Raw genomic sequence first — 3809 nt, forward strand, 5'->3', positions numbered from 1 at the left:
CACGAAGGTGGACGGCTCTGTCGTTACCTGGCAGAAAGCCGTTGATGCCATGAACACCGCTTTGCAGAACGCTGGTTCAAAGTGGCGTTACGAACTTAACGGAGCATTGCCTACCTTGAGGAAGCAGTAAACCGTCGGGCGGAAAAGTTCCGCCCGCAACAAACATTAACCGAAGTATAATCCCAATAAAGAAAGGAGGACGTGATGAAACACACGGAGAATCCACCATATAGGTTAGGTTTTGGCATCAAGGCATTGTCAATAATAATATAGACTCCAGTGAAAGCATACAACTTTTCTTCTATGAGATGGAAATCGCCGAAAATAGCGTCGCAATAATAACAGCCGTGCGATAGGTAGCTATCGGCAACCGTCCGGCTATACCGTTTTTTTACCGGGCCGACCTTGAGTTGTCGCCCCTCTTCCGTCTGTAAGAAATCTTGTACCGCGGCATAGACCCCAGGATGCTTGTCTATATCATGATCGTCCCACGAAGACCGCTCCACATCGAAATCGCAGTTGCAGACGCTCTTCAGACTTGGCTCTACCGTATAGCAGTATTGCAGCGTCCCGCACTTCCAGCATTTCATTTCAAAAAAGATGATAGTAACCTTCTGCTTGGGCGCTGATCTGATATGCTCGCAAAATTTCAACTTACGCGCCAGTAAATTACTTATCAATGCTTTTAACGGCATTTGAACTTTCCCTACTTGGGCAAGTATGTTTGAATTTTCGTCCTTGAATATTTTGAACGCAGGAGTCTCTTTGTCTGCAACTAAAGTTTTGTCATAATCCGACATTTCTTTGGGGGCTATGCGGAAAAACCAGCAACCTCTTACGTTCGATGCCTTATACCGTTCCTGCCGGAGGCGGGTTTCTTCATAAGTCTGCCGGCTCCACTGAACCTCGAAAGCGATCCTTTTACCTCCCTGTACAGCCAAAACATCCGCCCTCCAATCCGCTTCGGAAAATTCGGGGATGGCATTCCATCCCTGCTCCCGGCAAGCCTCCATGATCGCGACTTTCGCTTTGAGATGCTCTGCGGATTCAGGTTTCCAATCGCATGGATTTGCAGATTTCGAATGAACGAAATGTTTCAACCCTCTGTTGCTTGTTCTCAAAAAGCCCTCTTGTCCGCAACACGGCAGTATCAAAACGGTTTCTTTGGCTTTAAGACGGGCTTTCAAAGCACTCCATTCTTCGTCATTAAGATCGATGGAAACAATTTCTTTGTCTTCTATATAAGCACGTAAAGGCATTGTAGAAATGTATAAGGATTGTTAATGATCTCGGATATACTACATCAATCCAAATATAGCGAATCCGAACGAAACGAGCAAGTTTTGCGGAGTGAATCATCGTCGTCTTAATATTGAATCACCATATATTTCTTACGCCGACCCGTCCAGCAAGATAGCCACCGTAAACGACACGTCAAGGCATTGCCTTGTCTTTGTCGTTTACGGTGGCTATTCGTTTCTTGCTGTCCGGACGTTCCGGGCAGTCTAAATATCATTTCTTATGGAACTGCTCACAAAAGAAATCATCTCGAAATTCGAGAAACACCCTTTCCACTCACAGGATGGGAAAGGAATGGATGCCGAAGTTCTCGTCAAGTATTTCAACCCCTGCGGTACGGGGACATGGCTCATCACCGAAGCCGAACGCGAAGGTGACAATTGGCGCCTGTTCGGTTATTGTCATATCCACGAATGGGAGTGGGGCTACCTGATGCTCTCCGAGCTGGCATCCCTTCGTCTGCCGTTCGGACTTACCATCGAACGCGACATTTACACGGCCAGGAAATACGTCCGGGATTTTCTGCCGCAGGATGCATGACGGCAAAGGCCTCGGAATTTTACTGCCCCTTGCCGACAACAGAATCATTACACAAAAAGGACTATAAATATGGCCACATTCGAAGAAAAAGCCGAACGGTTGAAGAAAGAGTTGGAAGAAGCTCCAAACGGCGACCAACGTCGAAATTTGTCCCGCGAATACGAACTTACCTTGCGCCTGCTGCGCATCATCCGCGGAGAGGTCTTTACGCTCGACGACATCAATAAATGCCGCCAAGAGATCATGCGGCAATATCCCGGATACGAACGTCCTATAACGGCCGACTCGGGAATCCTGCTGGCTGCGGAGGCAATCCGCAAATCTTTCGGACGGAAATACTATCTGCCGCTTTACAAATATCCGATCCTCATTGATTTCGGAACACCGGACGGGCAGATATGCGTGATCCATCCGAGCAACTATATCAGTTATACATCCAAAAAAGAAGGGGAAGAGTGATTGATGTGCACCCCAAAGTTTGGACTGATTAATAATTCAGATAGCATGAGTTCGGTATTGTACCGGGCTCATGTTGTTTAAAGCGGTCTTTATTCGCTTGTTATTGTAGTAATTTATGTATTCCTCCAGTTCCTTGCGGAAATGATCGACAGACTCGAACTTCTGCAAATATAATAATTCTGATTTTAACAGTCCGAAAAAGTTTTCCATAACCGCATTATCCAAACAGTTTCCCTTACGAGACATGCTCTGACTAATACCTTTTTCACGCAGCCGATATTGATAGCGTTTCATCTGGTACTGCCAACCCTGATCCGAGTGAAGTATAAGTTCCGGAGCATCGGGCAGATCCTTTATGGCATCTTCAAGCATTTTCATTGTTTGGTAAAAGGTCGGATGTTCAGCTATATTATAACTTATTATTTCCCTGTTATATAAGTCCATAATAGGCGACAGATAAAGCTTCTTGCCGAACAGAGAAAATTCAGTAAGGTCTGTAACCCACTTTTGATTAGGACGTTCCGCCATAAAATTACGTTTCAGCAAGTCGGGCACCACGGCACCAACCTCTCCTTTGTATGAACGATATTTTTTTAGGCGCACCTGGCATTTAACTCCACATTCGTTCATTAACCTCAGTACCGTTTTATGGTTTATAGAATATCCGCGATTGTGCATCTCTACTGTGATACGGCGGTAACCATAACGTCCCTTATGATCGTGGTATATACTTACAATCTCGTTTTTCTCTTGTTTGTATTTATCGGGGAACTTTAACTGCTTCAGATGATAATAGAACGTACTACGCGCCATCCCCGTAACTTCCAATAGCGTGGGAAGGGTATGTTCCGGTCTTAGTTCTTCGATGGCTTTTGCCCGTTCCCGTTCTCGCGGACGATGCGTTCCTCGACTAAGACCCTCAATTTTTTTAAGTAAGCGACCTCGGCGCGAAGACGTTGGTTTTCGACTCGCAAGTCATTTTCTTCCTGTGGTTGTAGTTCCTGTTTATTAGGCTTGGTTCTCATCTTACCCCGATTATCACGGTAAAGACCGGATTCACCTTCTTCATAATAGATACGCTCCCATTTGCTCAGCGTACTCTCATTGTAAATACCGAACTTTGCCGTTGTTTCCGTTAAAGATAAGTGATTCTCGTGCATGTGCCTGATAGCTGACAACTTAAAATCGCCGCTGTAAGTATATTGCCGTATACGAAGACCTTCTTCGCCGAACTCTTTATAACGCGCAATCCAACGCGACAAAGGCGTATAGCTTATTCCAAAATGCTTGGAGGCGGACGATACGGAATGTTGGCCATTGACAACAGACAAAACTGCTGTTAATTTCTCCTCATAACTGTACTTCATAAAACACCCCAAAAGTTATGTCCAACTTTTGGGGTGCAGTTCAAGTGATCTTCCCCTTTTCACAGACCGCATCAGCGCTGCGCTTTCATATAATGCTGTTCCAGCAGTTTATAAAGCGATGACTGCGGATAAAGAATCTTTCCA

At 45.4% G+C, this 3809-nt stretch carries 4 protein-coding genes; 2 read left to right on the plus strand and 2 right to left on the minus strand.

The window, feature by feature from the left end; translation table 11 throughout:
* Nucleotides 1-110: 110 nt before the first annotated feature.
* A complete protein-coding gene (locus tag BHV64_RS08975) occupies nucleotides 111-1259 on the minus strand; it encodes a competence protein CoiA (protein ID WP_288115762.1) in 1149 nt (382 codons plus the stop codon).
* 262 nt (nucleotides 1260-1521) lie between these two features.
* Here BHV64_RS08975 and BHV64_RS08980 point away from each other — a divergent pair, with 262 nt between their 5' ends.
* Nucleotides 1522-1839 carry a DUF2958 domain-containing protein gene (locus BHV64_RS08980; protein WP_288115763.1) on the plus strand — a complete coding sequence of 106 codons (318 nt, stop codon included), beginning with the start codon at nucleotides 1522-1524 and terminating at the stop codon, nucleotides 1837-1839.
* A gap of 69 nt (nucleotides 1840-1908) precedes the next feature.
* On the plus strand, nucleotides 1909-2298 hold the full coding sequence (locus BHV64_RS08985) for a hypothetical protein (RefSeq protein ID WP_288115764.1): 390 nt from the start codon (nucleotides 1909-1911) through the stop codon (nucleotides 2296-2298).
* A gap of 36 nt (nucleotides 2299-2334) precedes the next feature.
* Here BHV64_RS08985 and BHV64_RS08990 read toward each other — a convergent pair.
* Nucleotides 2335-3665, minus strand: a protein-coding gene (locus BHV64_RS08990; protein ID WP_441294231.1) for an IS3 family transposase whose coding sequence is annotated in 2 segments (ribosomal slippage) — nucleotides 2335-3221 and nucleotides 3221-3665 — 1332 coding nt in all. Because the reading frame shifts where the segments join, the coding sequence is not laid out codon by codon here.
* Between the last annotated feature and the right edge of the window lie 144 nt (nucleotides 3666-3809).

Origin of the sequence: Alistipes sp. 56_sp_Nov_56_25, from assembly GCF_001915285.1 — a bacterium.
GTDB lineage: Bacteria > Bacteroidota > Bacteroidia > Bacteroidales > Rikenellaceae > Alistipes > Alistipes shahii.